This is a genomic window from Rathayibacter sp. AY1F8 (genome assembly GCF_002932165.1).
In the GTDB taxonomy this organism is placed as follows: domain Bacteria; phylum Actinomycetota; class Actinomycetes; order Actinomycetales; family Microbacteriaceae; genus Rathayibacter.
On record NZ_PSVB01000011.1, the window covers coordinates 65,545 to 90,354 of the forward strand.

Consider the following 24,810-nt stretch of genomic DNA (forward strand, 5'->3'; position numbering starts at 1 on the left):
TGAGGCTAGCCCGCGGCGCCGCCCGGCGACAGGGGTCCTCCGGGGCGTCGCCGCAGCCGGATCGGGCCCTTCGCCCGCGAGGGGTCGACGACCTGTCCGCCCTGCACGATGTCGATCTCGCCCCGGTCGACCAGGCGGCGCGCGGCCCGGCGGACGGGCTCCATCAGCGGCCGCCACTCCTCGCCGCCGACCCGGCGCGCGACCTCGGACGGGCACGCCGTCGACGACGCCGCTCGCGCGAGCAGGACGGTGCGGATCTCCTCCTCGAGGCGCGCCTCCTCCGGTCCGACTCCGCGACGGCGGCAGGCGTCCGAGCAGTAGCGGACGTCCTCCCAGTCCCGTGCCCACTTCGCGCGCCACTCGATCTCGCGACCGCAGGAGGCGCAGGTCTTGCTCTCGGGGTGCGCGGTGGACGTGCGCTGACGGTGGGCCATGCCCTCGAGTCTGCGCGCAGACCGCGGCCGCGACGACGGGTTGCGCTGAGGGCGAGCGACGGGTGCGCGGACGCCGGCGCCGACGACGCGCACCCGATCCGGCGTGATCGGGAACAGGGAGCGGCGGATCGGCGTTCCCCGAGGTGGCGGCGTCATACTCCGCAATGGGGCGGCCCTCCCCCGGCCGGTGCGCCAGTCTGGAGGAGCCGTGCTGCGGCGCGACGGCGGGCCACCACCCCATGCCGCACCCTCGATCGATCAGGAGTCTCCGATGAGCCGCGAGAACCTCGCCACCACCCCGGACCGCGAGCCGGAGCACCGCGCCTTCGCCGGACTCTCCCCGGAGGACTTCAAGCTCGCGTTCCGCAACCACGCCGCCGGAGTCGCGCTGATCACCGCCGACCCGGGCACCGGCCCGGTCGCCCTGACCGCGACCTCCGTCTTCTCGGTGAGCGCCGAGCCGCCGCTGTTCGTCTTCTCACTCTCGTCCGCCTCGTCCAGCTCTCCGGCCATCCAGGCGTCCGAGACGCTGGTCGTGCACCTGCTCGGGGCGGAGCAGCTCGACCTGGCGCGCCTGGGCTCGACCAGCGGCATCGACCGCTTCGCCGACACGTCGCTCTGGTCGCGGCTGCCCACGGGCGAGCCGTTCTTCCCGGGCGCCGCCGCCTGGATCCGCGGCACGGTGATCAACCGCATGGAGGCGGGATCGTCCACGATCGTCGCCGTGCACGCCCTCGAGGCCCACGTGCCCGAGGACTCCGAGACCACGGCGCCGCTCGTCTACCACAACCGCACCTGGCACCACCTCGGCGAGCACTCCCGCCTCAGCTGAGCTCCGCGGGCGATCCGAAGAAGGCGGTTCAGGCCTCCGACCCGGTCGCCACCGTCCGGCCCGGCGTGCTCGACCACTGCGACCAGGAGCCCGGGTAGAGCGCCGGCGCGAAGCCCGCGAGCGTGAGCGCGACGACGTCGACCGCGGCCGAGACGCCGCTGCCGCAGTACACGCCGACGGGGGCGTTCTCCCGTACGCCGAGCGCCTCGAATCCCGCGCGCAGGTCGGAGGCGGGCCGGAACCGCCCCTCGGAGTCGAGCGCCGCGGACGCCGGAGCGTTCCGAGCGCCGGGGATGTGGCCCGCCCGCGGGTCGATCGGCTCGACCTCGCCGCGGTACCGCTCAGGGGCGCGGGCGTCGAGCAGGACGCCCGCCGAGGGCAGCGCCGCCGCCTCGTCGATGTCCAGCACCGGGAGCCGACCGTAGGCCAGCTCGACGTCGCCCCGCTCGCGCGGGACGTCGCCCGTCTCGAGCTCCCGCCCCGAGCGGATCCAGCCGGCGAGCGACCCGTCGAGCAGGCGGACGTCCTCCACTCCCGTCGCCCGCAGCAGCCACCAGGCCCGCGCGGCCGGGACGCTACGCGCGTCGTCGTACACGACGACGGACCGGCCCCGGCGGAGCCCCCAGCCGCGCGCCGCCTCCTGCAGCACCTCGATCGGAGGCAGCGGGTGGCGCCCCTCCTCCGGCTCGCCGTGGGCGGCCAGCTCGTGATCGAGGTCGACGTGCACCGCGCCGGGCAGGTGACCCGCGAGGTACTCCGGGCGGCCGTCGGGCCGGTCGAGGCGCCAGCGCACGTCGAGGACGAGCGGCGGCTCGGTGGAGGCCATCAGCTCGGCGAGCTCGTCAGGGGTGACCAGCAGGCTCTCGCGGCTGGAGGGGGTCGTCGGGGTCATGGCGTCCTTCCGATCCGCGTCGTCGGCGGAGTCCTGCCCCAGCATGCCGGGTCGCCCGGCGGCGCGGGAGCTCGGGCGGCAGCGGAGCATCAGTGCGCGAGGCGCCTTGTCGATGGTCGTCCGCCGGAGAGCCTCTCGCGCAGGCGGGTCGTGTTCACCACTCGAGACCCGCGGGCGCGGCCCGGAGGCCTGCAGGGGACCGCTCGGGCCTGGCCCCTCCGGCAGGGGCGGACCTACGCTGCCTTCAGTTGGACTCGCAGGCGAACCCGTCGTCGTCCCTGTCGAGCCCTGCGACATCGCCGTAGTACGGGTAGTACAGGTCGAAGTACCGCTGAGCTGAGGCCTGGTCCGGGAAGTCGTCGCAGTTCACAGCGTCGCCGGGATAAGCAGGTCGTCCCGGGCCGGGCGCCGGTGCCGGCGCCGGTGCCGCGGCCTGCGTGCTCGCCCAGAGTGCGCGGCCCTGCGGCGAGTAGATCACCAGGTTGCCGTCGTTCTGCATGACCATCCGGGAGCCCGGGCTGCCCGCCGTGCCGGACTGCCAGCGTGCTCCTCCGGAGCCCGCGTAGACCACGGCGTTGCCGTCGGACTGCATCTCGAGCCGGTTGCCGCCTCCGGACGTGCCGGCCGCCCAGCGGGCCGAGCCGCGCGAGTAGACGACGAGGTTGCCGTCGCCCTGCATGACCGCCTCGCTCCCTCCGTCGGAGGAGCGCAGCAGCTGTCCGGAGGTGAGCCGGCTCCCGGAGGAGAGGGTGTCCCGGACGGCGGGCGCGGGCGACGCCGGAGGGGTGTCGCTCGCCCACAGCGCGCGGCCCGAGGCGGAGTAGACGACCAGGTTGCCGTCGTTCTGCATCTGCAGGCGGGATCCCGGGTTGCCCGCCGTACCCGAGGCCCAGAGGGGTCGGCCCGAGGCGGAGGTGACCACGGCGTTGCCGTCGGACTGCATCGAGAGCGTCTCGCCCTCGCCCTGGGTGCCGGCGCCCCAGCGGACGTCCCCCCGCGAGTAGACCGCGAGATTGCCGTCGCCCTGCAGGGAGGCGCGCGACCGGCCGTCCGGCGAGGTGAGCTGCTGTCCCCGGCTGAGCCGCGAGCCGGAGGAGAGGACGTCGCGGATCTCAGGCGCGCGCGAGGTCGAGCTCGCCCAGAGCGGCCGTCCGGAGGCGGCGGTGATCACCAGGTTGCCGTCGTTCTGCATCCGCATCCGCGCGCCCGGGTTCCCGGGCGTTCCCGCCTGCCAGCGCACGCCGGACCCGGGGGCCGAGACCACCGCGTTCCCGTCGGTCTGCATCGCGAGGCGGTTGCCCGCTCCGGTGGTGACGGAGCTCCAGCGCGGCGATCCGTCCACGGAGACGACGAGATTGCCGTCGCTCTGCATCGCGGCGCGCGAGCGGCCGTCGGAGGCGGTCAGCTGCTGTCCCGGAGAGAGCTCGCGCCCGCTGTCGAGGACGTCGGCGATCGGCTCCGGCTCGGGCTCCTGCTCGTCGGCCGAGGACCAGGCCGTGTCCCCGTTCGGGCGGACGAGCACGAGCTGCCCGTCGTCCTGGATGAGGGCGAGCGCGCCGGTCTCTCCCGCGGTCCCGGACGCCCAGACGGGCGTGCCGGAGCCGGTCACGACGACGAGGTTGCCGTCCTCCTGCATCCGCACCGTGGTCGCTCCGGTGCCCTGGGTCCTGGTGCTCCAGACGGGGCGGCGCCCGGCGTCGTAGATCACGGCGTTGCCGTCCGCCTGCATCTCGAAGCTCGCGGAGTCTCCGTTCGAGAAGATGCGCTCGCCCGCGTCGAGCGAGTCGCCGCCGAGGAGGGCGTTCGTGTAGGTCTGCGATCCGCGCGCCTCTGCGGGCGGAGTCTCCCCCGGGACGAAGGCGGTCGGAGTCTCGGCGACGGCCTGCGTCGCGAGGGCGGACGGCGCCAGAGCGGCGGAACCGCCCGCGGCGAGCAGGCAGGCGAGGGCCATCGCCGCGAGGCGATGAGGAGGTCGTGGCACGGAGAGCCCTTTCGGAGGCGGCGGCGGCGGAAGCCGGGGTCGAGCGGAGCCTGGCACGCGCTCGCCACGGCCGTCCATCCGGGCCGCGCGGAACCACTCAGCCGGAGCGGGCGATCCGCGCCGGCTGCGCGGGCGCCGCCTCCGGACCACGGAGCCTCCGCCCGGCTCGCGCGCCCCGGTCGGGGGCGGCGGCGATCGACGCGGATCGACGGAGGACGTGCTCCCACGGCCGGAGCGCACCCCGCGCGGGCGCCCCGGGAGGCGGCTCGGACCTCCCGCGGCACGGAGGAGGTCCCCGTTCCTCCTAAAATCGGAGGCATGTCGAAAGTGTTGAGCAGTCTGCCCGTGGGCGAGCGTGTCGGAATCGCATTCTCGGGAGGCCTCGACACATCCGTCGCCGTCGCCTGGATGCGCGAGAAGGGCGCGGTGCCCTGCACGTACACGGCCGACATCGGCCAGTACGACGAGCCCGACATCGAGAGCGTCCCGTCCCGCGCGGCCCAGTACGGCGCCGAGATCTCGCGCCTCGTCGACGCGAAGAGCGCGCTGGTCGAGGAGGGGCTCGTCGCCCTGCAGTGCGGCGCTTTCCACATCCGCTCCGGCGGCAAGACCTACTTCAACACCACCCCCCTCGGCCGCGCCGTGACCGGCACCCTCCTCGTCCGCGCCATGCGCGAGGACGGCGTCGACATCTGGGGCGACGGCTCGACCTACAAGGGCAACGACATCGAGCGGTTCTACCGCTACGGCCTGCTCGCCAACCCCCGCCTGCGCATCTACAAGCCCTGGCTCGACGTGCAGTTCGTCAACGAGCTCGGCGGCCGCACCGAGATGTCGGAGTGGCTGGTCGCCCGCGGCTTCCCCTACCGCGACGCCACCGAGAAGGCCTACTCGACCGACGCCAACATCTGGGGCGCCACCCACGAGGCCAAGCGCCTCGAGGAGCTCTCCAGCGGCCTCGAGCTCGTCGAGCCGATCATGGGGGTCGCGTCGTGGCGCGACGAGGTCGAGATCGCCTCCGAGGTCGTCTCGGTGCGCTTCGAGGCCGGCCGCCCCGTCGCGCTGAACGGCGTCGAGTTCTCGGACGCCGTCGCGCTCGTGCTCGAGGCGAACGCGATCGGCGGACGCCACGGGCTCGGCGTCTCGGACCAGATCGAGAACCGGATCATCGAGGCCAAGAGCCGCGGCATCTACGAGGCCCCCGGCATGGCGCTGCTGCACATCGCCTACGAGCGCCTGCTGAACGCGATCCACAACGAGGACACCGTCGCCCAGTACCACTCGGAGGGCCGCCGTCTCGGCCGCCTGATGTACGAGGGCCGCTGGCTCGACCCGCAGTCGCTGATGCTGCGCGAGTCCATCCAGCGCTGGGTCGGCTCGGCCGTCTCCGGGGAGGTCACCCTGCGTCTGCGCCGCGGCGACGACTACACGATCCTCGACACGACCGGCCCCGCGCTGAGCTACCACCCGGACAAGCTCTCGATGGAGCGGGTCGGCGACGCCGCCTTCGGCCCCGAGGACCGCATCGGGCAGCTCACGATGCGCAACCTCGACATCGCCGACTCCCGCTCGCGGCTCGAGCAGTACGCGGCCGCCGGCCTCGTCGGCGGTCCGACCGCCGAGCTCGTCGGCGAGCTCGAGATCGGCGAGGCCGACGCGATCACCGAGGGCGGCGGGTCCGCAGCGGCCGATGCGCTCGGACGCGCCACCGACCTGGCCTCGGAGGGTGCGGCGTTCGACGCCGGAACCGACTGAACCCGCCCGCCCGACGCCCCCGCGCGCATCCGTCCCACGGGGACGCGAGGCGCACGGGGGCGTCGTGCTGTGCGGACCGACCCGGCGCGCCGGGTGCGAGGGCGGGCCCGGCGCGAGAGCGGTGCTCCGGCGTTCGTCGCGCCGGCCGTCAGGGCGCGGAGGACCGGACGAGCGCGAGCGCGGCGTCCACGGTGGCGAGCGACTGCGCCGGATCGACGCGGGCCAGCACGAGCGCGGCCACCAGCAGCGACACGAGGACGTCCGCCTGAGCCGACGCCCACGCCTGCGCGTCGGGCCAGCGGGCCAGCGCTCCGGTGCGCAGTGCGCCCAGCAGCTCGGCCCGGTAGTCGGCGATCACCTCGCGCACGGCGTCGTCGCGCGCGATCGGCGCGCCCGCGGCGTTGAGCAGCAGGCAGCCGCTCCTCGCCGAGAGCGTGCGGGAGTCGGCGAGCGCCGCCCGCAGCCCGGCGAAGTACTCCTCGAGCGCCGTCGGCGACGCCCCTCGCGGATCGACGAGCGGGGCGAGCCGGGGCCGCACCACCTCGTCGAGGTAGCTCTGCACGGCAGCGTCGAAGAGCCCGCGCTTGCTGCCGAAGGCGTGGTAGAGGCTGGAGCGGCGCAGTCCGGTCGCGGACTCCAGGTCCGGGAGCGACGCCTCCTCGAAGCCGCTCTCCCAGAAGACGGCGCGGGCGGCGCGGACGACCTGCTCGGTGTCGAAGCCCTGCGTGCGACCCACGGTGCTCCTCCTGAGGGGTGACAGCTGCGGCGCCGCACTGGCGCGGACCGCTCGCTCCAGTATATTGTGGACTGGTCGTTACACAATCGGTGCGGAGCCCTCCGCATCACGACCATCGCCTGGAGGCCCGCCGTGATCGTTCTCGGACTGGTGCTCGCCGCTCTCGCCGCGGCGCTGCACGTCTACATCTTCGTGCTCGAGTCGGTCCTCTGGACGACCTCGCGCGCCCGCTCGACGTTCGGCACGACCGCCGGCGAGGCGGAGGCGACGAAGGAGATGGCCTACAACCAGGGCTTCTACAACCTCTTCCTCGCCGTCGTCACCGTGGCGGGCATCGTCGCCGTCGCGATCGGCGCCACCGCCGTCGGCGCGGCCCTCGTGTTCGCCGGCGCCGGATCGATGGTCGCCGCAGCACTCGTCCTGCTCCTCTCCGCTCCGACCAAGCGCCGCGCCGCGCTGACCCAGATGACCCCGGGTCTGCTCGCGGTGATCGCGCTCGCCGTCGGCCTCTCACTCTGATCCCCTCATCCACCACGAAAGGTCCTATGAGCACCGTCACCAGCACCCAGATCCAGCTCGTCCGCCGCCCCGACGGCTGGCCCGTCGCCGAGGACTTCCGGACCGCGACCGTCGAGTACGGCGATCCCGCTGCGGGCGAGATCCGCGTCGAGAACGCCTTCCTCTCGGTCGACCCCTACATGCGCGGCCGCATGAACGACGTGAAGAGCTACACCCCGCCCTTCGCCCTCGGCGAGACCATGACCGGCGGTGCCGTCGGCCGGGTGACCGTCTCCGACGACCCCGCGTTCCCCGTCGGCAGCGCGGTCCTGCACCAGCTCGGCTGGCGCGACGTCGTGCAGGCCGAGTCGTCGCAGTTCCGCGTCGTCCCCGAGATCCCCGGAGTGCCGCTCTCGCTCCGCCTCGGCATCCTCGGGATGACCGGACTCACCGCGTACGTCGGGCTCACCGCCATCGCGGGCATGAAGGAGGGCGACACCGTCTTCGTCTCGGGCGCCGCGGGAGCCGTCGGCTCGGCCGCCGGTCAGATCGCGCGCCTCCTCGGAGCCGAGCGGGTCGTCGGATCCGCGGGCTCGGCCGAGAAGGTCGCCCTGCTCACCGAGAAGTACGGCTACGACGCCGCCTTCGACTACCACTCCGGCCCGGTCCGCGAGCAGCTGGCCGAGGCCGCGCCCGACGGGATCGACGTGTACTTCGACAACGTCGGCGGCGACCACCTCGAAGCGGCCCTCGACGCCTTCCGCGACGGCGGCCGCGCGGCGCTCTGCGGAGCGATCGCCGGCTACAACAGCACCGAGAAGACGCCCGGCCCCGACAACATGGCGAACATCATCACCCGCGGTCTCACGCTGCGCGGATTCACGCTGTCCGGCTACCTCGACCACGCGCCGGAGTTCAACCGGCTGATGGCCGGCTGGTTCGCCGACGGAGAGATCGCCTACGACGAGACCGTCGTCGACGGCATCGACCACGCCGTGGACGCGTTCCTCTCGATGATGCGCGGCGGCAACACCGGGAAGATGGTCGTCCGCGTCTAGCGCCGACCCCGGTGCGGCGGGCGCGAGGAGGGGCACCTCCGGACGCCCGCCGCATCCGTCCTCCGCCTCCCTGACCGGGACCTCCGAGCATGCTCGCGGATCCGCGGGGCCGATCGGTCCGGGCGGTGGCAGACTGCGGACATGAGCACGTTCTCGCACCGGACCGGCGCCTCCGCGCTGGCAGCAGCAGCACTCGTCCTCGTCCTCTCCGGCTGCGCGGGCAGCGGCGGAGCCCCGTCCGCGCGGACGCCGCTCCCGACGCCGACCGCGACCGCGACCTCTTCGCCGACTCCCGCTCCGACGCCGACTCCCACCGTGACCGTGACGGTCACGGCGACCCCCGAGCCCTCGTCGACCGGTTCTCCCGCCGCGGATCCGGCGGCGGCGCGCTGCACGGGCTCCGACCTGACGATGGAGTACCGCCCCGACCCCGACGCGTCGGGTGCCGGGAACAGCGCCTTCGACCTCGTGCTCACCAGCACCTCCTCCTCGGACTGCGCTCTCGCGGGCATCCCCGGCGTCTACGCGACCGACGCCGACGGGAACCGGATCAGCGCGGTCGCCGACGCGTCCGGCCCGAACCCCGATGCTCCCGTGATCCTCGTCCCCGGCGCCCGGGCGGACGTCCGGGTCGCCTGGCACTCCCCCGGCGCCTACGGCTGCGCGGTCGGGACCTCCGCGTTCCTCGTCGCCGAGGTCCTCGACGCCCCGGACGGCGCGGTCCGCGCCCCGGCCGAGCTCCAGGTGTGCACCGACGGCACCGTGATGATGGACGCCTCCGCCTACGCGCTGCTCTGAGCCCTCCCCGAGCGCGCACGCCTCCCGCGCGGCCCGCTCACCGGGCGCGACCCCTTGACCGGGCGCGGCGCAGCCGGGACCCTCGCACTACACGTCCCCACCCCACCCCGGAGGTCACCATGAAGGTCGGCTCACTCGTTCTCCGTCTCGCCGTCGGCGGGCTCTTCGTCGGACACGGTCTGCAGAAGCTGCGGGGCTCGTTCGACGGCCCCGGCCTCGACGGCACCGAGCAGATGATGTCGAGCCTGGAGATGCATCCGGCCCGGCGCAACGCCGTCGCCGCAGCGGTGACCGAGACGGCCGGAGGCGCCGCTCTCGCCCTCGGCGCCGCGACTCCGCTCGCCGCCGCCGGACTCGTCGCCACGATGGTCACCGCCGTGCGCAAGGTGCACTGGAGCAACGGCCTGTGGAACGCGGGCGGCGGGTGGGAGTACAACGCCGTCCTCGTCGCGGCGACGGCCGCGATCGTCGCGGACGGCCCCGGCGCGCTCTCGTTCGACGCCCTGATCGGCAAGCGCAAGTGGGGAGCCGGCTGGGCGCTGTTCGCCCTGATCGGCGGAGCGGCTGCGTCGACCGCCCTGATCGAGGCCGGGCGACGCGCCGCGCCGGTCGGAGCGGGCACCTCCGGCTCCGACGACGGCGGGTCGGACGACGACGGCGCCGACTCGACCGCCTCGTAGCCCCGCTCCGCCGCACTGTGCGGGCGCGGTAGCGTCGGAGGCGTGATCGAGACACGCGCCTCCGACCCCGATCGCCCCGAGACCGACGCGCTCGCCCTCTGGCTCGCGGCGGTCGAGCGCCTCGACGCTCAGGACGACCCGGACGGCGTCGTCGAGCGGATGCGCGTCCTCGCAGCCCGCTACCCGGGACACGACGGAGTCGCCGCTTTCGAGCTGGGCGGCGCCCTCGACAGCGCGGGACACGAGGCGGAGGCGGCGGTCGAGTACGAGCGCGCCCTCGCAGCCGGCCTGGATGACGAGCGGCGGGCGCGGTTGACGATCCAGTACGCCTCGACACTCCGGAACCTCGGCCGCACCGATGAGGCGATCGACCTCCTCGCCGGCGCCGCCGCGCACCCCGCGGTGGGCTCCGCGCGGGAGGTGTTCCTCGCACTCGCCCTGCACAGCGGCGGGCGCGTCGACGAGGCCCTGCGGATCGCGCTGGAGGCGCTGGCTCCGGGGCTCCCCCGGTACCAGCGCTCCGTCCGCGCCTACGCCGCCGCCCTCACCGACCCCGAGCAGTAGCGCGGGCGGCCCCTCCACACGGAGGCTCGGCGCGGCGAGCGCCGAGGCCTCCGGGGCGACGGCGCCGACTCAGTCCTCGAGCAGGATCGCGTCGATCTGCCCCATCGCCTGGCGGAGTCCCTCCTCCATGCCCATCTGGACCATCTGCTCGAGCTGCTCGACCGACTCGAAACGGCTGCTGAGGACCATCCGCGTGCGCCCCGGCTCGATCTCGTCGAGGGTGACCGTGGCCCGGGTGATCCCCAGCGCGTCGACCGGGTCGCCGCGCTCGTCGGCGAAGCCGTCCTCGAACTCGAACCGCGTCGGCTCCTCCGCCCGGGTCACGCGCCACCAGCCGCGCGCCTGCTCGCCGTCCGGTCCCGTCATGACGTAGACGCTCCGTCCGCCCTCGACCGGCTCGTGCCGCTCGAAGGTCGCCGGCCAGGTCGGCGGCCCCCACCAGCGCTCGAGGCGGCGCGGATCCGTCCAGAGGAGCCAGACGCGCTCGATCCCCGCGTCGAACTCGGCGGTCACGGTCAGGGTCAGTTCCTCGATGTCCTTCACGGACTGCAGCACGCTCATCGCGCCTCTCCCTCCAGCAGATCCCGCGCGCCGGTCGGCTCGCGGGTGTCACTCCTCGTCGAGGAGGTCCGACATGCGGTCGATCCTCCCCGCCCACAGCTGCTCGTAGGCGTCGAGCAGGCGCGACGCCCGCCGCACTGCGGCGACCTCGCCCTGCACCAGTTGCTCCCGCCCCCTCCTCCGCTTGCGGACGAGTGCCGCCCGCTCGAGGACGGTCACGTGCTTCTGCACCGCCGCGAACGACATCTCGTAGCGCGCCGCGAGTGCGGAGACGGACTGCTCGCCGACCATCACCCGGGCGACGATGTCGCGGCGGGTGCTGTCGGCCAGCGCCCGGAAGAGCAGGTCGATGTCGGCGTCCATTCGTACAACCATGTGGTTGCACATTAGGGCCGTCCCCTCCCCCGCGCAAGAGCATCCGTCTCCGGGCGAGCGCACCGGCCCGCGCCCGACCTCAGGCGCTCGCGGCATCGAGGGCCTCGGCAGCGGCCGCGAGCACCCAGTCCGGCAGGGGGCGGGCCGCGAACAGCGAGGCGTAGAGCCGGGCCATCGAGTCGTCGGGGTCGAGCCGCAGCGCCTCGTCGAGGTGGAGCCCCGCGAGGCTCGAGACTCCCCTCGCCCACCAGCACCACGCGAGAACGGTGAGCACGGAGGAGCGCGCCTCCTCCGGCGCCAGCGCGGCGGCGCGGGCGAGGAGCCCGGTCGCCCGCGCCAGACGGCCGCGCTCCGGAGCACGCCCGCTGCCGAGCAGCAGGGCCGACAGCTCGAGGTCGTGGTCGTCGTCCGTTCCGGCGCGGGCGTCGCCCACCGCGCCGGGCGGCACTCCCACTCCTGCCTGCGGGCTCCGCGCGATCTGCACGGTCACCCGGTCGCGGAGGGGCGGCGACTGCAGGGTCCGCACGATCAGTCCTTCGCGGCGGACGTCCCGCGGTCCGCTGAGCCAGCGCTCGACGAGCCGTTCCGTGTCGCCGACCAGGGGCGGCCGGCGGAGCACCTCCGCGACGAGCGCGCGATCCTCCTCGGCGACCGGCGGCAGCACGGAGAGCGCGTCGATGTCCAGTGGCTCGTCGGCCACCGCTCGGGCGAGGACGCCGGTCTCGCTCCGCTCGATCTCGAGGAGCGGACGTGGCCTGCGGCACTCCTCGGCGTCCGTGTAGCGCCCCCATCCGTCGGCGGCGATGCAGGCCACGGCGATGATGTCCAGGCGCGTGCGCTCCAGGCGCCGGAGCACCGCGCGGCCGAGGTCGAGATGCGGGATCCCCCGCTCCTCGGCGTAGCCCGCACGGGTGCAGACCACCACCAGCACACCGGTGGCCCGCGGCATCGTCTCCATCATGGCCGCGCAGCCGCCCGCCAGCGCCTCCGCCTCCATCCCGCGCAGCGTCTCCGGGAGCGGGATCCGGAAGCCTCCCCCGGCGCGCGTGCCGAGGAACGGCACCACCACGACGGACTCCTCCGGACGGATGCCGATGATGGAGGGGACGGCCGCCAGGAGGTCCTGGATCGCGCTCGCCCGCAGGACTTCGGGATCGCGGCGGCGGGACGGAGGAGCAGGGGTTCGCTGTGTGGATGTCATGCCCGACACCCTGCTCGCGTCGCCGGCGGCGCAGGATCCCGCCGGCCCGGACCGGGGAGAACCGGAGCGGATCGGCGCCTGTGGAGGAGCGCCCGGGTCCGGCGGCTCAGCCGGCCGCGGGAGCCCGCAGCACCTTCGCCATCGGCCGTCCCTTCGCGATCTCGTCGATCAGCTTGTCGAGGTACCGGATGCGCTGCATCAGCGGATCCTCGATCGTCTCGACCCGCACGCCGCAGATCACCCCCGTGATCGCCGAGGCCTCCGGAGGCAGGCGCGCCGCCGCGAAGAACTCCTCGAAGGTCGTCCTGCTCTCGAGGTGCCGGGCCAGCTCCTCGTCCGAGAAGCCGGTGAGCCAGCGGACCGCCTCGTCGACCTCCTCCCTCGTCCGGCCCTTGCGCTCCGCCTTCGCCACGTAGAGGGGGTGCACGTCGGCGAACGCCACGGAGAAGATCCTGCTCATGGCCGGGAAGCGTACTCGCGCGACGCCCGGCGCGGCAGAGGCGCCCGCCCCGCTATCCTCCCCAGTGGCCCTCGCGCCTCCACCCCGCAGCCCACAGAGAGAACCACCGTGAGCCTCCTCCGCACCAAGTCCGTCGAGCAGTCGATCGCCGACACCGATGAGCCCGAGTACAAGCTCAAGAAGTCGCTGACCGCGCTCGATCTCACGGTCTTCGGCGTCGGAGTCGTCATCGGCGCCGGCATCTTCACCCTCACCGGCCGCGCCGCCCACGACATCGCCGGACCGGCGATCGTCCTGAGCTTCGTCGTCGCCGCCTTCGCCTGCGCCCTCGCGGCCATGTGCTACGCCGAGTTCGCCTCCACGGTCCCGGTGTCGGGCTCCGCCTACACCTTCTCCTACGCCTCCCTCGGCGAGCTCTTCGCCTGGATCATCGGCTGGGACCTGATCCTCGAGCTGTTCCTCGGAGCGAGCGTGGTCGCGCAGGGGTGGAGCGCGTACCTCGGGTCGCTGCTGCAGCAGCTGGGAGTGACCCTCCCGCCGGCGCTCACCTACGGCGGCGTGGTCGACGTGCCGGCGATCCTGCTCGTCCTCGCGCTCGGCGCGCTGATGACCTTCGGGATCAAGGAATCGCTGCGCGTCAACCTGGTGCTCGTCGCGATCAAGCTGTTCATCGTCCTGTTCGTCATCATCGCGGGCCTGCAGTTCGTGAACACTGCCAACTACACCCCGTTCGTCCCCGCCGCCGAGCCCTCGCAGTCCGCGTCCGGTCTGACCCAGCCGCTGCTCCAGTTCCTCTCGGGCATCGAGCCGGCCACGTTCGGGGTCGGCGGCATCATCGCCGGCGCCTCCCTGGTGTTCTTCGCCTACATCGGGTTCGACGTCGTCGCGACGACCGCGGAGGAGACCCGCCGCCCCCAGCGCGACCTGCCCATCGGCATCATCGCCTCGCTGATCATCTGCACGGTCCTGTACTGCGCCGTCGCCCTCGTCGTGACCGGCATGGTCCCCTACCGCGAGCTCGACCCGTCGGCCGCGCTCGCCAACGCGTTCGCCTACCACGGGCAGACCTGGATGGCGACGGTCATCTCGGCCGGCGCCGTCGCCGGTCTGACCACCGTCGTGCTGACGCTGCTGATCGGAGCGACGCGCATCATCTTCGCGATGGCGCGCGACGGACTCCTCCCCCGGCGCCTGGCCACCGTCCACCCGCGCCTGCGCACGCCGTGGTTCACCTCCGTGGTCGTGACCATCGTCGTCGCGCTGCTCGCCGGGCTCACTCCGATCGGCGTGCTCGAGGAGATGGTCAACATCGGCACGCTCTCGGCGTTCGTGCTGGTCTCGGTCGGCGTCGTGGTGCTGCGCCGCAAGCGGCCCGACCTGAAGCGCGGCTTCCGGGTCCCGCTGAACCCGTGGCTCCCGCTGCTCTCGGCCCTGATCTGCACCTACCTGATGCTCAACCTCTCGATCGAGACCTGGCTGCGCTTCCTGATCTGGCTGGCCGTGGGCTTCGCGATCTACTTCGCCTACTCGCGCAGCCACGCGAAGATCGGCACGCAGCCCTAGGGGGCCAGGCCCACCTTCGGCCTGGCCCAGGAGCGTCCGCGCGTGTCCTTGAGGATGTCGTACTCCACCTCGACGTGCGGCTCGATCGCGCTGTACTTGTCGTTCGGGGCGCCGATCACGAGCTGGAAGCCGAGACCGCGCCACGCACCGATCGCCCGCTTGGTGAAGTGGGCGTCGGCCTTGATCAGCGCCTCGTCCATGAAGACCGGGGCGTACCGGGGGCGGTCTGCTCCCGCGTCGCCGAGCTGGTAGCGCAGCGCTGCTCCGACGATGAAGGCGATCAGCTCCTGCGACTCCCCGCCGGACTTCTCGCCGATGTGGTCGTACAGCGCCACGTGCGCTCGGGTGACGGCGTCCACGCGCTCGGCGCTGACCCGGACGTGGTTGCGGACGTCGACGAGGTCGCCGAAGTCGGGCGCGGTGCGCCGCAGCCGCTGGATGAGCCGGGACATCCGCCGGTAGACCTGCTCGCGCTCCTCCTCCGCGGACACGGCCTGGATCTGCGCGCGCACCTCGCGGAGCTCGCGGCGGAAGCGACGGCGCACCTCCGACTGGTTCTCGCGCGTCGTGATCTGCAGGCGGTGGCCGTCGTCGTAGAACGGCAGATCCTGCATGATCACGTTGATCGGCTCGATCCGCTCGCGGATCTCCCGCAGCGAGCGGCCGAGCGTGGAGTCGAAGCTCGTGAGGTCGTTGCCGGAGAGCGTGAGCAGGCTGTCGCGCCACTCGGTCTCGAGCCGGTGCAGGCCGCTGGTCTCGAGGGCGTCGAGCAGCCGCTCGAAGTCGCCCGCGGACGCCTCGGGGTCCGCGAGCAGGTTGGGATTCGGCCAGCGCTCGAGGAAGCCGGCCATGATCCGGCCGGCGCTCTCGCGCTGCTGCTCGTGCGCCTCGGCCGCGGAGCGGCGGTCCTCCGCCAGTCGCTGCGCCGCCGTGGCGAGTGCTGCGTCGAAGCGGACCAGGACGTCCGAGGCGCTGCCGGACGCCGCGGCCTCGGTCAGCGTGAACCGGGCGTCGAGGAAGGCGCGCTGGTCGTCGTCGAGCTCGCGTCCTGCCTGCTCCGCCGCATCGAGAACCGCCTGGCTCGCGTCGACGTCGTCGACCACGACGGCCCACTCCGCCTCGATCCGCTCGCGCTCCACACCGGCGCGCGCGATCTCCTGGCGGAGGCGCTCGAGGCGGCCGCGCAGCCCGTCGATCTGCTCCTGCAGGCCGGCGAGCTCGGGGTTCGCCTCCGCCGCCTCGGCGCCGACCGCCTCCCAGCGCTCCTGCTCGGCGAGCAGCGACTCGACGTCGACCGTCTCCCAGCTCACCAGCGCGAGGCGGGCGTGGCGCGTCATCCGGTCGTCGAGCGCATCGAGGGCCTCCTCCGCCGCCGACGCCGCCGAGACGGCCGCCGCGCTGCGGGCCCGGGCCGCCTCGACCAGGGCGTTCAGCTCGCGGAGACGACCGGTGTTGGAGAAGCCGAGGACGTTCGCGGCGCCGTGGCCGCCGTGCGCACCGCGCTGCCCCTGCGAGAGCTGACCGGCGAGGGTCAGGGCGAGCCGGTGGCGTCCGAGCTCCGCAGCGCTGTCGACGCACACGTAGCCGAAGCGGTCCTCGAGCCGGTCCTGCAGCCAGCCGGTGAAGGCGGTGGCGCGGTAGTCGAGGCGCCCGGGGAGCGACTGCGGGTCGAGGCCCCGCACCTCCTCGAGCCCGGTCTCCACGCCCTCGTAGCGGAGCCGGACCGGGAGCCGGAGGGAGTCGATGGCGCGGCGGAAGCGGTCGAGGTGGGCGGAGTCGATCATCAGCGTCGTCGCGAAGCCGCCGAGGGCGAGCGTGAACGCCTCGCGCCAGGGCTCGAACTCGGCACGCACCTCGACCAGCTCGCCGACGAAGGGCAGGTCGTCGGCGGTGAGGCCGGCTGCCTCCGCGATCCGCTCCCGCGCCTCGTGCAGAGGCCGGGGGATGCTGTCCCGACGGTCCGAGGCCGAGCGCTGCTCCGCCTCGAGCTCGGCGAGCTCGCGCGCCGCGGCCTTCCGCTCGGCGACCGCGTCCGACCAGGCCGCACGGGTGCTGCGCTTGGCGTCGGCCGCGCTCGCCGCCCGGGCGAGCACCGCCTCGAACCGCTCGCGGGTGGTCTCCGGCTCGCCGAGAGCGTGCAGGTCCTCCTCGAGCCGGGCGCGGTTCTCGCGCGCCGCGCCCAGCCGCCGCTCCACCTCGCGGAGCTCGCGCTGGGCCGTCTCGAGGCGGTCGCCGCCGGAGGCCCGCAGCACCTCGGCGAGCCCGTCCCGCTCCGACTCCGCCGCCTCGGCGAGGGCCCGCTTCTCGCGGAGCACGGCGTCGACGGCGCGGGTGCGCTCGCGCAGCTCGGCCTCGACGTCGCGCAGCAGGCCGAGGCGCTGCTCAGCGCGCCACAGAGCCGCCGGCGACACCGGGGCATCGAACTCCCCGAGTGCGTCGATGAGGCGCACGCGCTCCGCGGACGCGGCGATGCGCAGGCGCAGGCCCCGCAACGGCTCGAGTGCCGCGACCTGCTGGCGCGCGGTGAGCATCCGCTGCCGGGTGCTCTCGAGCTCGTCGAAGTGGGCGACGACCGCGTCGGCGGAGGCCAGGGTCTCGGGCTCCTCGAGCACGAGCCGCTTGTAGAGGTCGTCGACGGTCGTGATCTGCTGACCGGCCTGGATGCGGGCGAGCAGGCTCATCGCCTTCGATCCGGCTCCCGCCGCTCCGATGCCGAGCACCGCGTGCAGACGCGCCGAGAACTCGCGATCGGTGCCGAGCGGATCCAGGCCCGCCGCGCGCAGCGACGCGTCGGAGAAGCGGTGCGCCGCCGCCCGGTCGAGCGCGGCGAGGTCGACCGGGCCCTCGGCGCTCGCGCGGATCCGCACGGTCTCCTCGAGCACCCGGGAGCCGGCCGGGACGTACCAGGCGCGGACCGCGCTGAAGCGCGAGCCGTCGTGGTCGACCCAGGTCATCGCGACGGCGGTCCAGGTGTCGACTCCGTCCCCGCGCAGGACGCGCATGGTCGTGCCCTCGTCCGTGCGCGACTCGTCGAGCTTGCCGCGCGCGTAGGAGAGGATGTTGCGCTGGTCCTCGCCGCGCGGACGGCCCGTCACTCCGCCGTTCGAGGCGCCGTTGAACGGCGTGGTGTGCGGCATCATCAGGGCGATGTAGGCGTCCATCAGCGTGGACTTGCCGGAGCCGGAGCCGCCGCAGAGCAGTGTGGCCCCCGGCGAGAAGCGGACCCGGTGCGCGCCGTCGTAGCCGCCCCAGTTGACCAGCTGCAGGTCCTCGGCGAGCCACTGCTGACCGCGGGAGGCGGCGGGGATCAGGCCGAAGAGGGTGTCGAGCATCGTCATCGGGGGTCGTCCTCCGGGTCGGGGGTGTCGTCGTCGGTCGGCTCGTCGTCCAGCGGCTCGTCGTCGGCCGGCTCGTCGTCCGCGACATCGGTCCCGGGCAGGACGCCGTCCGTGGGCGGGTCCGCGTCCTCGTCGAGGCCGTCGTCCTCGAGCGCGTCGTCGTCAGCCTGCTCCGGATCGTCCGAGCCGGGCTCCTCGGCGGGCGCCGCTTCTGCGACCACCGAGGAAGCGTCTTCGCCCGCCCGCCCGCGCAGCCAGTCGCTCAGCTCCCGCAGCTTCGGCGCGCTCAGCACGATCTCCACGATCGGGCTGATCCGGTACCGCCCTGCGGACTCCTCGTCGACGATGCCGTCGCGGCCGAGCCGCTCCAGCGCCTTGCGGACCATGCGCTGCCGGCGGGCGGTGTCGCGCTCGGCGTCGGCGAAGTAGCTGAGCACCGTCTGCTCGACCTCCTCGACGTCCACGCGCGCCGACGCCTCGCCGGCCGCCGACTCCCGCTGATGGACCGTGCGCAGGTGCACCAGCACCAGCGTCTCGGCGCGGGTGTAGGGGAGGTCGCGCAGCAGCACCGGCATCTCCACCTCGTCGGAGCGCACCTGCTGCTTGTAGGCGACCCCGCGCTCGTGGTCGACGACGAGCCGCACGAACAGGTCGTTCAGCCGCGACTCGATCAGCTGCCGGTGCTCCTGGAGCACGGCCCACTGCTCGCGGTGGCGGTCGGCGAGGAGGAAGCGGCGCTGCAGCACGTGCACGAGCACCCGGCGCACCTCGGTGTCGAGGACGCCGCGGTCGCCGGGGAAGAGCTCGTCGGGGTCCTCCTCCATCGACACGGGCGCGATGAACGGATCGGCGGCGGTCCCGTCGGTCGCCAGGGTGTCACTCATCGTCGGTCTCCTCCTCGGTGCGGGCGGTCACGGATCCGAAGGCGAAGCGGCGCACGGTCCCGTCGGGTCGGCGCGTGCTCACGACGGAGTAGCCCTCGCGGTCGACGAGGCCCGTCCGGTGCGCGATCTCGAGCAGCCCGAGCAGGTCGACGGGCCGTCGCGTGTCCTCCGGAGCCGCGCTGAACGCGTCCGCCAGATCGAACTCGTCGCCGAGCTCCGCCACGTAGGCCTCCAGCTCCGCGTAGCGGGGACCGCCCCAGGCCCGGCTGTCGTCGCCGACGAACTCGGCGTCGCCGTCGTCTCCGGCCAGGGGCGCCGGCCCGCCGGCCGGACGCACGTCTCCCAGGGTCTGGCGCAGGTGGCCGATCCCGGCGACGGGCAGGTGCCGCAGCGGCGCGACCGGCGCGTCCGGCGAGATCCCGCCCGTCCACTCCTGGAGCCCCGCCATCACGTCGCGCAGCAGCTCGTCCACCTGGCGGTCGCGAGCCGGGTCGTGGGTGCGGACCTGGCCCGTGATGACGTGGGACGCGCGGCGCTGCGCGGTCAGGACCTCCTGCACGCCCAGCTCCACCCGGCGGCCGATCGCGGCCAGCTCCGCGCGCTGGGCGGGGTCCATCAGGCGGGAGAACGGCTGCACGAGCACGGTGTGCAGCTGATCGGCGAGCGCGTCGATCCGCTCGGGGTCGCCCAGGAGGCGGAGGGCTCCGGCGAACGCACGGCCCTCGCTGGTGGCCTGCATCACGTGCTGACCTCGCTCGAGGTACTCCCGCAGCACCTCGCCGGTCGGGCGGACGTCGCGGCGCAGGTCCGCGACCACGTCGCGCTGCATCGCCTTGATCGACTCCGCCACCCGCGCGAAGTCGGCCGGCAGCTCGCGGGCGAGGTGCACCACGTTCTCGGCCTCCTCCAGGAGCTGCTCGTCGTCGGCCGGCTCGAGACCGGCGCCCTCCTCGAGTGCGGCGATCTCGGCGTCCAGGCGCGCCCGCTCCTCGCGGAGCCGCGAGAGGCGGGCCTCCGGGTCGGGATCGACGTCCGCGGCCAGCCGCTCGACCGCCTCCAGCAGGGTGCGCACCCGCGAGTTCGAGACGCGCGTGCGTCCACCTCCGGTGCGCCCGGTGATCTCGAGGGCGCTCACGGCGTGGGCGCTCAGCCGGTAGACCTCGGCCTCGCCCTCGATCTGCGGCACGAGCCAGCCGACGCGGACCCAGTAGCGGCACACCTCGCGCGCCGTGCCGCTCGGCAGAGCGCGCTCGCCCTCGTCGTACCCGGCCGAGCGCAGCTCCTCGAGCAGCTCCCCCACCTCGGCGTGCGCGTCGGCGACCGCCACGGCCTGCCGGTCGACGGTGAACACGAGCGACAGGGCGGCGACGACGAACGGGGCGTACCGGCCGTGGAGGAGATCCAGGGTCGGCGTCCGGAAGGCGCCGAGGGAGCGCAGGTAGGCGGCCTCGGCGCGGGAGTTCGACATCGCCCTCAAGGATAGGCGGCGGGTCGGGCGCCCGAGGACGGCCGCGCCTGGGCCGCAATCCGACCAGCGCCTTCAGGCGCCGTCGGGGCGGAAGCCTTTGTAGAGCGTGAGCGCGAGGGCGGTGCGGTCGCGGAGGCCGAGCTTGCGCAGCAGCGCCGAGACGTGGTTCTTCACGGTGCCCTCGGCGAGCACGAGGGCGGCCGCGATCTCCCTGTTGTTCCGCCCTTCGGCCACCAGCTCGGCGACCACCCGCTCGCTCCGCGTGAGCAGCGTCAGCGGGCTCTCGCCGGTGCGACCCGGCTGGACGGCCGGCCGGGCGACGCGCGGATCGATCACCATCCCGCCGGCGATCACCGCGTCGAGGGCCACGACGAGACCCTCCACCGAGGTGTCCTTCAGGAGGAATCCGGAAGCGCCGGCCGAGAGGGCCGCCTGCACGAGCGCGTCGTCGTCGAAGGTCGTCAGAAGGAGGACGGGCAGACGCGGATGGAGCTGCGCACACTCGGCGGCGAGCTCCACGCCGCCCATGACCGGCATCCGCGCGTCGGTGACGACGACGTCCACCTCCGTCGTGCGCAGAATGTGCAGAGCAGCCTGTCCGTTCTCGGCCTGGGCCGAGACCACGACACCCTCGACCGTCGAGAGGAGCATGACCAGCCCACGGCGGATCATCTGCTGGTCCTCCACCAGCAGCACTCGCCTCGGTGTCGTCTCCGTCACGAGGCGCGGCTCTCCCGTTCCCCGTCGGCGCCTCCGAGAGGGATCGAGAGGCGCAGGAGGAACCGGTCGCCGATGCGCCGCGCCGTCAACCGACCTCCGCGAGCCGTCGCGCGATCGTCGAGGCCGCGCAGCCCGAACCCCAGCACAGGCTCGCCGTCGCTGATCCCGTTGCTCCTTCCCGCGCCGATGTCGCTGAGCAGCGAGAGCTCGAGCCGGACGTCGTCCGTCTCGATATCGATGCGGACTCTGCGGGCAGCGCCGTGCCGCAGAGCGTTCGTCAGCCCTTCCTGCACGCCTCGGTAGACGACGAGCGCGGTCTCATCGTCGCTGGTGAGCACACGGTCCGACGCCTCGTCGCCGACCACATCCACGGTCACGCCCGTGCCGCGGAAGGACTCCGCGATCAACTCCAGCGCAGCCAGGCCGCGGGCGCCCGCGTCCCGGAAGGGACTGAGCGCTCGTACCCACATCCGCATGTCCGCGAGAGCCTCGCTCGACGTGGATCGGGCGGTGCGGACCTCGGCCCACGCCTGCTCGGCATCGGCGGAGCGCAGGCGATCAGCGAGCTCGAGACTCATCGAGACGAGGGTCAGCTTGTACCCGAGGCCGTCGTGGAGCTCGCGTGCGCTCCGGGCGCGCTCGTCCGACAGCAGCAGCTCCTTCTCCGTCTCGGAGGCGCGATGCAACCGCCTGATCACACGCTGGTCGGCGGATCGCTCGCTCTCGAAGCCGCGAAGAGAGAGTCCCAGGGCGATCCCGAAGCACATCAGCACGGCCACGGGCACCACGTTGAGCAGACCGTCGAGCACTCCGGAGAGCAGCGCCCTCCCCGAGCCGACGGCGCCCCCGACATGGAGGGCCAGTCCGACGGAGGCGATCCAGATCATCGCGTGCGCCCCTGCGCGGAGCGAGACGTCGACCACCGCGAACGCCACGACGAGGAGGAGGACCGGGATCGTGAAATCGAGCCGGCCGAAGACGACGACCGGCGTCGCCGCGACGATGGACACCGTCGTCACGGCGACCCCGTGTCCCGCTCGGATCAGTCGGGGCCGGACGGCCCAGAGCCCGGCGATCACAGGCACCAGCGCGAGCCATGTGACCGCGACCGCTGCACCCGTGCCTCTCTGCGCGGAGTCCACGACGCCCAGGATCCCTGCCAGGACGAGGCAGCACAGGGCGATCGCCTGAAGTGCGATGACGGTCCTGTCCACGGTGCTCGACAGGGACGGCGCGACCGCGACCCGCTCGTGTCCTGCCGCTGACGGCGCAGAGATCTCCGCCGCCGTCTCCGGAGTTGAGCCCATGTCGACAACTGTAGCTCCGACTCCGGGATGCCGACCCGTGACCGCAGTCACGCCCTCACCGTGACTCCGGTCATCCTCATCCGTGACTTCGGCGGGAGGTGGTCGACTGCGGACCTTCCTAGCCTCGAAGTCAGCGCCGGGAGCCGCATCCCGCACCGCCAGACAAGTCGGACAGGAAAGGGAAGCGATGCCGCTCGACCTCGAATATCTCCGGTACTGCCGCCCGGGCAACCCGTTCTACGCGGTCGCCGAGGAGGGGGACGACATCGATGGCGACGCCTTCGACGTCGCGTCCTTCGCTCCGGAGGACTGGCAGGTGAGGGAGTCGCGGCCGTGGCGGAACTGGATGCCGGACGGTTGCCTCCTCCCTCGTCAGGGATGGAAGCTCCACCTCTCGTCGACACTCGATGACGCGGAGAAGGTCCTCGCCGCTGCTGCACGCTACTGCTTCGCCTCCCGACTGCCTTTCAAGCATCTCTCGACCACCTCTCACCTTCTGATGCAGAACGGCAAGTACGCCGATCGAGCGGGAGCTGGGAAGTTCATCACCGTGTATCCCGGTTCGGACGACGAGTTCGCCCGAGCGCTGGAGGACCTCGACGTCCGTCTTCGCGGGTTCAGAGGCCCGTACGTACTGTCCGACCGGCGGTGGAAGTCCGGGCCTGTGCACTTCCGTTACGGCGCCTTCGTCCCGTCCGAGACGGAGAGCGGCTTCGTCTCGACGGTGCTCGACCCGGACGGGAACGAGGTGGAGGACGTCCGGCGGCCGACGTTCACACCTCCCCCGTGGGCTTCACTACCGGAGTCCGTCACTGTCGGGGCGGAGAACGAGGAAGAGGTCGCCTTCGGCTTCACGATGCTCTCAGCGCTGCACTTCTCGAACGGTGGTGGTGTCTATCTCGCTGAAGCGACGACCGACGAATTCGTGCCGATCGGGACGATCGTGGTCCTCAAGGAGGCGCGCCCGCACGCCGGGTTGGACGCCGACGGAGTCGACGCCGTGACTCGCCTGGCTCATGAGGAGGAGGTGCTCGTCGATCTGCAGTCCCTGGACTGCGTACCCGTCTTCTACGGATCCTTCACGGCCTGGGAGCACCGATACCTGGTCATGGAGTACATCGAGGGGAACGATCTGAAGCGCGAATGGATGACGAGGACTCCGCTGCTCCGACCAGCACCGTGGCGCGTCGGTGACCCTGCATACACCTCCTGGCTGACCACGACCGTCGCTCGCCTCGACGCCGCTCTCGCCTCCGTGCACCGCGCAGGGTGGCTGCTCGGCGACATCCACCCGAAGAACGTCATCATGCGGAACGGCACGCACCCGTGCTTCCTCGACTTCGAGTTCGCGCATCGAATGGATCCGGAGTGGCGTTGTCGCCAGGGAGCGCCCGGCTACGAGCCCCTGGAAGGCCTGAAGGGGACGGAAGCGGACGAGTGGTCGCTCGGCATCCTCGAACTCGATCTCCTCTTCCCCCAAGCGACGATCGCCGACCAGGGCAACGTCGCGAAGATCGAGCAGCTCCTCCGAGCAGCCGCAGACGATCTCGCCGTTCCGCCCGCCGTGCTGCGGTCGATCAGGACCTCCACCCTCGACGTACTCCCCGCCTCCGGTCAGAGGTCGATCGACGAAGACGTCGGTCGACTCGCCGCCCTCTCGGACGACCAGCTGCGCGGCCAGATCGCCCGCGGTGTCGCATCGGTGCTTCAGTGGACGGACGACTCGCCGGTCGTTCCCGGAGACATCCCTGTCCTCGCCCGCGACAGCGCGGACCACCGTGCCGGATTCCCCTACGGCGCGGCTGGAGTCGTCGCTGTCTTAGGACGATCCGGAGATGTCGACCTCGAGGCCGCCGATCACTGGCTCGCCGCTCACGTGGCCCAGGTGCGGTCGCGTGGTCTCTGCGGACGCGAGGGAATTCGCTACGCGGCTCGCCAGGCAGGACTCGCGCGCACACTCGAGGTCCTCGACCGCAGGCCCTCGGCCGCCCCTTCAGGTCCGACGCTGTGGTCGGGGTGGGCCGGTGCAGGGCTCGCCGAGCTCGCAGACGGAGGGGACCCGTCGGAGGCGGCCCACCATCTCACCACGCTGCTCGATGAGGACGTCCGAGGAGCCTCCGTCGGCCTCCTGCACGGATGGTCTGCGGCCGCGATCCTGTTCGCCCGACTCCACGAAGCCACTGGCGACGACTTGTACATCACGCTCGCGATACGAGCCGTCGACGCCGATCTGGCGCGCTGTGCGATCACCCGGAACAACACTCTCGAGTTCGATGAGGGATGGAGGACTCTTCCTTACCTGGGGATCGGCTCGACCGGGCCCGGCCTGGCGATCCTGGAGCTGCGGCGGGTCACGGGCGAGGAGCTCTTCGCCGATCCCCTCGCGTCCATTGACGCCGCCGCGTCCTACCAGCAGTGCGCGCAGGCCTCACTCGCCCACGGTCTGTCCGGATTCCTCGTCTACCTCCGCCGCCGCGTACTGCACCGCCCGAGCGCGGAACTCGAGGAGGTCCTCCGCTCGCACGTCCGGTCGCTGCGCCTGCACGCCGTGCTCGACGACACCGGCGTCTTCTTCCGCGGCAACCAGAACCTCCGACTCTCGTCGGACTACCTGACCGGCTCGCTCGGAGTGCTCGCAGCGCTCGACGAGCTCGAGACCGGACGCTCCGCCCTGCCGTTCGGACTCTGACCGAGTCGGCCCGAGA

Annotated in this window: 22 protein-coding genes; 9 read left to right on the forward strand and 13 right to left on the reverse strand. The window is 72.9% G+C overall.

The genetic code is table 11. The features are described from left to right. Nucleotides 1-5 precede the first annotated feature (5 nt). Nucleotides 6-434 carry a DUF2256 and DUF3253 domain-containing protein gene (locus C5C35_RS09960; RefSeq protein ID WP_104233370.1) on the reverse strand — a complete coding sequence of 143 codons (429 nt, stop codon included), beginning with the start codon at nucleotides 432-434 and terminating at the stop codon, nucleotides 6-8. A 271-nt stretch (nucleotides 435-705) separates the two neighbouring features. Between C5C35_RS09960 and C5C35_RS09965 the strand changes: the two genes are divergently transcribed. Further along, the gene (locus tag C5C35_RS09965) at nucleotides 706-1,266 is read left to right on the forward strand and encodes a flavin reductase family protein (protein WP_104222547.1); all 561 of its coding nucleotides are present in this window, start codon (nucleotides 706-708) and stop codon (nucleotides 1,264-1,266) included. 28 nt (nucleotides 1,267-1,294) lie between these two features. Here C5C35_RS09965 and C5C35_RS09970 read toward each other — a convergent pair whose 3' ends face one another. Further along, on the reverse strand, nucleotides 1,295-2,158 hold the full coding sequence (locus C5C35_RS09970; RefSeq protein WP_104263037.1) for a sulfurtransferase: 864 nt from the start codon (nucleotides 2,156-2,158) through the stop codon (nucleotides 1,295-1,297). A gap of 244 nt (nucleotides 2,159-2,402) precedes the next feature. Beyond that, entirely contained in the window at nucleotides 2,403-4,109 is a 1,707-nt protein-coding gene (locus tag C5C35_RS09975) for an excalibur calcium-binding domain-containing protein (RefSeq protein ID WP_181134098.1), read from the reverse strand. 348 nt (nucleotides 4,110-4,457) lie between these two features. On the opposite strand from C5C35_RS09975, the gene argG reads away from it, so the two are divergent. Continuing rightward, nucleotides 4,458-5,894, forward strand: a complete 1,437-nt coding sequence (gene argG, locus C5C35_RS09980) for an argininosuccinate synthase (protein WP_104222545.1) — start codon at nucleotides 4,458-4,460, stop codon at nucleotides 5,892-5,894. 148 nt (nucleotides 5,895-6,042) lie between these two features. Here the strand turns inward: argG and C5C35_RS09985 are convergent, their stop codons facing one another. Then, nucleotides 6,043-6,630, reverse strand: a complete 588-nt coding sequence (locus C5C35_RS09985) for a TetR/AcrR family transcriptional regulator (RefSeq protein ID WP_104247166.1) — start codon at nucleotides 6,628-6,630, stop codon at nucleotides 6,043-6,045. A gap of 132 nt (nucleotides 6,631-6,762) precedes the next feature. Between C5C35_RS09985 and C5C35_RS09990 the strand changes: the two genes are divergently transcribed. From C5C35_RS09990 to C5C35_RS10010, 5 genes are all read left to right on the forward strand, one after another. Further along, on the forward strand, nucleotides 6,763-7,149 hold the full coding sequence (locus C5C35_RS09990) for a DUF1304 domain-containing protein (RefSeq protein ID WP_104222543.1): 387 nt from the start codon (nucleotides 6,763-6,765) through the stop codon (nucleotides 7,147-7,149). A gap of 26 nt (nucleotides 7,150-7,175) precedes the next feature. Beyond that, nucleotides 7,176-8,186 carry an NADP-dependent oxidoreductase gene (locus C5C35_RS09995; RefSeq protein WP_104222542.1) on the forward strand — a complete coding sequence of 337 codons (1,011 nt, stop codon included), beginning with the start codon at nucleotides 7,176-7,178 and terminating at the stop codon, nucleotides 8,184-8,186. Nucleotides 8,187-8,327: 141 nt separating this feature from the next. Beyond that, nucleotides 8,328-8,984, forward strand: a complete 657-nt coding sequence (locus tag C5C35_RS10000; RefSeq protein WP_104247167.1) for a DUF4232 domain-containing protein — start codon at nucleotides 8,328-8,330, stop codon at nucleotides 8,982-8,984. A gap of 119 nt (nucleotides 8,985-9,103) precedes the next feature. Then, nucleotides 9,104-9,664, forward strand: a complete 561-nt coding sequence (locus C5C35_RS10005) for a DoxX family protein (protein ID WP_104222539.1) — start codon at nucleotides 9,104-9,106, stop codon at nucleotides 9,662-9,664. A 42-nt stretch (nucleotides 9,665-9,706) separates the two neighbouring features. Further along, complete coding sequence (locus tag C5C35_RS10010) at nucleotides 9,707-10,228, forward strand: tetratricopeptide repeat protein (RefSeq protein WP_258066346.1); 522 nt, start codon at nucleotides 9,707-9,709, stop codon at nucleotides 10,226-10,228. A 69-nt stretch (nucleotides 10,229-10,297) separates the two neighbouring features. On the opposite strand, the gene C5C35_RS10015 is transcribed toward C5C35_RS10010, so the two are convergent. The 4 genes from C5C35_RS10015 to C5C35_RS10030 form a co-directional block, all read right to left on the reverse strand. Next, nucleotides 10,298-10,789 carry an SRPBCC domain-containing protein gene (locus tag C5C35_RS10015; RefSeq protein ID WP_104247168.1) on the reverse strand — a complete coding sequence of 164 codons (492 nt, stop codon included), beginning with the start codon at nucleotides 10,787-10,789 and terminating at the stop codon, nucleotides 10,298-10,300. Nucleotides 10,790-10,837: 48 nt separating this feature from the next. Further along, nucleotides 10,838-11,164, reverse strand: a complete 327-nt coding sequence (locus C5C35_RS10020; RefSeq protein WP_104247186.1) for a helix-turn-helix domain-containing protein — start codon at nucleotides 11,162-11,164, stop codon at nucleotides 10,838-10,840. Nucleotides 11,165-11,243: 79 nt separating this feature from the next. Further along, nucleotides 11,244-12,365, reverse strand: a complete 1,122-nt coding sequence (locus tag C5C35_RS10025; protein WP_104263031.1) for a DUF4192 family protein — start codon at nucleotides 12,363-12,365, stop codon at nucleotides 11,244-11,246. A gap of 106 nt (nucleotides 12,366-12,471) precedes the next feature. Next, nucleotides 12,472-12,825, reverse strand: coding sequence for a DUF2200 domain-containing protein (locus tag C5C35_RS10030; RefSeq protein WP_104247170.1), 354 nt, complete (start codon nucleotides 12,823-12,825; stop codon nucleotides 12,472-12,474). A 108-nt stretch (nucleotides 12,826-12,933) separates the two neighbouring features. Between C5C35_RS10030 and C5C35_RS10035 the strand changes: the two genes are divergently transcribed. After that, nucleotides 12,934-14,388 carry an amino acid permease gene (locus tag C5C35_RS10035; RefSeq protein ID WP_104247171.1) on the forward strand — a complete coding sequence of 485 codons (1,455 nt, stop codon included), beginning with the start codon at nucleotides 12,934-12,936 and terminating at the stop codon, nucleotides 14,386-14,388. Here the strand turns inward: C5C35_RS10035 and C5C35_RS10040 are convergent. From C5C35_RS10040 to C5C35_RS10060, 5 genes are all read right to left on the reverse strand, one after another. Beyond that, nucleotides 14,385-17,726, reverse strand: coding sequence for an ATP-binding protein (locus C5C35_RS10040; RefSeq protein ID WP_104263032.1), 3,342 nt, complete (start codon nucleotides 17,724-17,726; stop codon nucleotides 14,385-14,387). The genes C5C35_RS10035 and C5C35_RS10040 overlap by 4 nt on opposite strands. After that, nucleotides 17,723-18,610 carry a DUF4194 domain-containing protein gene (locus C5C35_RS10045; protein ID WP_104247173.1) on the reverse strand — a complete coding sequence of 296 codons (888 nt, stop codon included), beginning with the start codon at nucleotides 18,608-18,610 and terminating at the stop codon, nucleotides 17,723-17,725. The genes C5C35_RS10040 and C5C35_RS10045 overlap by 4 nt, the downstream gene beginning before the upstream one ends. Further along, nucleotides 18,603-20,078, reverse strand: coding sequence for a DUF3375 domain-containing protein (locus C5C35_RS10050; RefSeq protein ID WP_104247174.1), 1,476 nt, complete (start codon nucleotides 20,076-20,078; stop codon nucleotides 18,603-18,605). Before C5C35_RS10050 ends, C5C35_RS10045 begins: the two co-directional genes overlap by 8 nt. Nucleotides 20,079-20,150: 72 nt before the next feature. Then, nucleotides 20,151-20,798 (reverse strand): response regulator transcription factor, encoded by a 648-nt coding sequence (locus C5C35_RS10055; RefSeq protein WP_258063688.1) that lies wholly within the window; start codon nucleotides 20,796-20,798, stop codon nucleotides 20,151-20,153. Next, nucleotides 20,795-22,105 (reverse strand): sensor histidine kinase, encoded by a 1,311-nt coding sequence (locus C5C35_RS10060; RefSeq protein WP_104222531.1) that lies wholly within the window; start codon nucleotides 22,103-22,105, stop codon nucleotides 20,795-20,797. Before C5C35_RS10060 ends, C5C35_RS10055 begins: the two co-directional genes overlap by 4 nt. Before the next feature lie 187 nt (nucleotides 22,106-22,292). On the opposite strand from C5C35_RS10060, the gene lanKC reads away from it, so the two are divergent. Then, nucleotides 22,293-24,794, forward strand: a complete 2,502-nt coding sequence (gene lanKC, locus C5C35_RS10065) for a class III lanthionine synthetase LanKC (protein ID WP_104263033.1) — start codon at nucleotides 22,293-22,295, stop codon at nucleotides 24,792-24,794. Nucleotides 24,795-24,810: the final 16 nt, after the last annotated feature.